The sequence below is a fragment of the Streptomyces sp. NPDC057654 genome (genome assembly GCF_042800135.1).
Lineage (GTDB): Bacteria > Actinomycetota > Actinomycetes > Streptomycetales > Streptomycetaceae > Streptomyces.
The window spans coordinates 1-3,690 of the sequence record NZ_JBHVHQ010000849.1 but is presented as its reverse complement, the minus strand read 5'-3'; the positions used below and the strand labels follow the sequence as shown (position 1 = coordinate 3,690).

The following is a 3,690-nucleotide window of genomic DNA, read 5'->3' as shown; positions in this document are numbered from 1 at the left end:
AGTCCCTCGCGTACGGTCTGGTCGACCAGATCGTCTCGACCCGGAAGAGTTCCGTTTCCGTTTGATCGCTGTGCCGCTGGTATCCCCCTTGGACCATCACGGTCGCGTAGCTGAAGCCGACGACGGCTATCGGCAGGCTCAGCACCAGGTAGAGGAACTCGCGCCAGGTCCGGCCCTCCAGGGGCGCGCGCAGCACGGCGGGCACCCGGTGGGCACGCTCCGGCGGCCCGTAGCCGCCGTGGCCGTGGCCGTAGCCGTCGTAGTCGTAGGCGTCGGGGTCGCGATACCCGCCGCGGCCGCCGCGCCCGCCCTGACCGACGTACTCGCCGTGATCGATGGCCATCTGTCTGTCCGATCTCCAAGGTCTTCGTGGCTGTTCGCTGCCGCTTGTTGCCGCTGCCGGCCGCGCGTGGTGCACCGTTGTGGTTCCACGCTCCCCGATCGCCGTGCCGGGGGCCATGGAGCGTGTCGGCGTCCGCATGGTGGGGTTGGCCCTACCACGGGCCCGGAAGCCATCTGCCGCCCGCGATCGGCCGTCCGCCAACCGCGCTCAGCCGATCGCGCGCTCCCGCTCAGCCCGCCGCCCGCTCCCGCCAGGGCAGCTCGGCCGTGACGACCGTGGGGCCGCCGTCCGGCGAGTCCACCACGAACAGCCCGTCCACCGAGCCCAGCCGCTCCGCCAGCCCCGCCAGCCCGCTGCCCTTGTCCAAGGACGCGCCGCCCCGGCCGTCGTCCCGCACCTGGAGCATCAGCCGGTCCTTCGCCCGCCACATCTCGACGCCGGCGGTGCGCGCACCGCTGTGCTTGCTGATGTTCTGGAGCAGCTCGGAGGCGGTGAAGTAGGCGATGCCCTCGATGGCCGGGGCCGGGCGCGCCGCGAGATCCACCGATACGTCCACGGGCACCGTGCACCGCCCCGCGACCGACGACAGGGCCGGGCCGAGGCCGCGGTCGGTGAGGATCGCCGGATGGATGCCGCGCGCGAGATCGCGCAGTTCCTGAAGGGCGGTCTTCACCTCGCCGTGGGCCTCGTCGACCATACGGGCCGCCGCCTCCGGGTCCTCCAGCAGCTTCTCCTTCGCGAGGCCGAGGTCCATGGCGAGGGCTACGAGCCGGGCCTGCGCGCCGTCGTGCAGATCGCGTTCGATGCGGCGCAGGTCGGCGGCGGCGGTGTCGAAGACCACCCCGCGGTCCGACTCCAGCTCCTCGATGCGCTGCTCCAGTTCGCCGGAGGGGGAGAGCAGCCCCCGCACCATCGCCCGGTCCGCGTTGGTCAGCCCGCGGGCCACGAAGCCCAGCACCGGCCAGCCGACGATCAGCGTGACGAGGGTGACGGCGAACGTGAAGATCCCCCATGGCAATCGTATGAACAAATACAGCGTGGACCGCCAGCCCACCGGGTCCTTCAGCGCCGTCCACAGCCAGGGGAAGAATCCCCGGCTCCGCCGGTGCCGGCGCAGCGGGCTCGGCTCCTCGATCCACAGCCCCAGCAGCGACCGCGCCCGCGTCCGCTCGGCCCGGCCCAGCCCGCGCGAGCCCGACAGCCCCAGCGCCAGCAGCGGCAGCCCGATCACGGTGACGGACAGCGCCACGCCCGCGTACAGCCACATGGAGACGTAGACGAAGCCGACGAGGGCCATGGGCAGGTTGACGAGCAGATGCGCGACTTCGCGCCACGTCTGCCGGTGGAAGGCGAGGAACGCGGGCGGCAGCCGGTCCTCCTCACAGGCGCTGTCGTCGAGGGACCCGGCGTCACGCGCTCTACTGCTGGCGGTCATACCGCCAAGCCTGCCGGGCCGCCCGGCACCGCGCCATGGGGTTCATCGGCGACCGGAAGTAGGGATAACCCCACCTTCGCGGTGACGGGGCGGCTCGCGGAACAGGGGCCAGGGCCTAGAATCCCGTCCGTACAGATCGTCGAAATGCGGATGCGCAGCAGCAAAGGGAGCGAGGGGCGGACGTGCCGGAGACGACCGTACGCACCGCCGGTGCCGGGGTCCGGCTCGCGGTCGGCTACTTCCACAGCTACTCGGTCGTCGGTCTGCTGGCCGTGGTCGGCGTGCTCTTCGTCGCGGTGGCCTTCGCCTCCGGGCGGCTGCTGCGGCCCGTCGTGCCGACGCGCGAGAAGATGCTGACGTACGAGTGCGGGGTGGACCCGGTCGGCGAGGGCTGGGCGCACACCCAGGTCCGCTACTACGTTTACGCGTTCCTGTATGTGATCTTCGCCGTCGATTCGATCTTCCTGTTCCCGTGGGCGACGGTCTTCGCCGCGCCGGGGTTCGGCGGCACCACGCTCGTGGAGATGTTCATCTTCCTGGGCTTCCTCGCCGTCGGCCTGTTGTACGCATGGAAGAAGGGCGTCCTCGAATGGACGTGACACCCGCACCGGTGGACCTCCCCGAGCCGCGCCGGCTCGGGACGCTGTCCCGCCTCGCCCCCGAACCCATGAAGGTGGTCCTCAACTGGGGCCGCCGCTACAGCCTGTGGGTCTTCAACTTCGGGCTGGCCTGCTGCGCCATCGAGTTCATCGCGGCCTCCATGGCACGCCACGACTTCATCCGGCTCGGCGTCATCCCCTTCGCACCGGGCCCCCGCCAGGCCGATCTCATGATCGTCTCGGGCACCGTCACCGACAAGATGGCCCCGGCCGTCAAGCGGCTGTACGAGCAGATGCCCGAGCCCAAGTACGTCATCTCCTTCGGCGCCTGCTCCAACTGCGGCGGCCCGTACTGGGACTCGTACTCCGTCACCAAGGGCGTCGACCAGATCATCCCGGTCGACGTGTACGTACCCGGCTGCCCGCCGCGTCCGGAGGCGCTGCTCCAGGGCATCCTCAAGCTCCAGGAGAAGATCGCGCGGGAGTCGCTGGGGGAGCGCTATCAGACGGCTCCTTCGGGGGCCGCGCTCCGGAGCGGGCTTGTGGCGGCGCCGCCGGTGCCGGGTTCCGGTGCCGCTTCGGCTGCCGCCGGGGCGGATGCCGCTGCGTCGGGTTCCGCAGGACTGGAAGTCACTTCACCGACCGGGGAAGACAAAAGATGACAGCCCCCGAGGCCGAGCCCGAGCCCGAGAACACCTCCGACGGTGGCGCGGAGCCGGACGCGGAACCGGCCGTCGCGGCGCCGCCCGTGGGCTGGCTGCCGGGGCCGGCGGAGGAGTTGTTCGGCGCGGGCGCCGTCGCCGAGGAGGCGTACGGGCTGCTGACCGTCGACGTGCCGTCGGCGGCCTGGCTCGCCGCGCTCGAAACGGCGCGGAACGCGTTGGGCTGTACGTACTTCGACTGGCTCAGCGCCGTCGACGAACCGGGTACGGGCTTCCGGATCTGCGCGCATGTGGTGGCGCTGGGGACGGAGTCCGGGGCCGCGCCCGCGGCCGGTGCGTTGCGGCGGCTGCTCGTACGGACCACCGTGCCGCATGAGGCCCCCGCGCTGCCGACCGCGGTCGGCGTGTACGCCGGAGCGGCATGGCACGAGCGGGAGACGCACGAGATGTTCGGCGTGGACTTCACCGGCCACCCCCACCTCGTACCGCTGCTGCTGCCCGACGGCTTCGAGGGGCACCCGCTGCGCAAGGACTTCGTGCTCGCGGCGCGGGTCGCGAAGGCGTGGCCGGGGGCCAAGGAGCCGGGGGAGTCGGAGCACGGCGGGCCGAAGCGGCGGCAGATGCTGCCGCCGGGGGTGCCCGACCCCAACG

At 71.8% G+C, this 3,690-nt stretch carries 4 protein-coding genes and 1 pseudogene; 3 read left to right on the top strand and 2 right to left on the bottom strand.

Going from position 1 to position 3,690, the window contains the following annotated elements:
* Both ACFU99_RS37095 and ACFU99_RS37090 read right to left on the bottom strand, forming a co-directional pair.
* A pseudogene (locus tag ACFU99_RS37095) lies at positions 1–343 on the bottom strand (hypothetical protein); the annotation flags it as partial.
* 229 nt (positions 344–572) lie between these two features.
* Positions 573–1,778 (bottom strand): sensor histidine kinase, encoded by a 1,206-nt coding sequence (locus ACFU99_RS37090; RefSeq protein ID WP_384401099.1) that lies wholly within the window; start codon positions 1,776–1,778, stop codon positions 573–575.
* Positions 1,779–1,960: 182 nt separating this feature from the next.
* Here ACFU99_RS37090 and ACFU99_RS37085 point away from each other — a divergent pair, with 182 nt between their 5' ends.
* From ACFU99_RS37085 to ACFU99_RS37075, 3 genes are all read left to right on the top strand, one after another.
* Positions 1,961–2,377 (top strand): NADH-quinone oxidoreductase subunit A, encoded by a 417-nt coding sequence (locus tag ACFU99_RS37085; protein WP_384401096.1) that lies wholly within the window; start codon positions 1,961–1,963, stop codon positions 2,375–2,377.
* Entirely contained in the window at positions 2,368–3,039 is a 672-nt protein-coding gene (locus ACFU99_RS37080) for an NADH-quinone oxidoreductase subunit B (protein WP_384401093.1), read from the top strand. Before ACFU99_RS37085 ends, ACFU99_RS37080 begins: the two co-directional genes overlap by 10 nt.
* Positions 3,036–3,690, top strand: a 655-nt coding sequence (locus ACFU99_RS37075; RefSeq protein WP_384401090.1) for an NADH-quinone oxidoreductase subunit C, incomplete at its 3' end; no start/stop codon positions are given. The genes ACFU99_RS37080 and ACFU99_RS37075, both read left to right, overlap by 4 nt.

What these genes read in the sequence shown, in the direction of transcription:
- ACFU99_RS37090 (WP_384401099.1), bottom strand. Translation starts at nt 1,778, where the DNA reads ATGACCGCCAGCAGTAGAGCGCGTGACGCCGGGTCCCTCGACGACAGC.
- ACFU99_RS37080 (WP_384401093.1), top strand. Translation starts at nt 2,368, where the DNA reads ATGGACGTGACACCCGCACCGGTGGACCTCCCCGAGCCGCGCCGGCTC.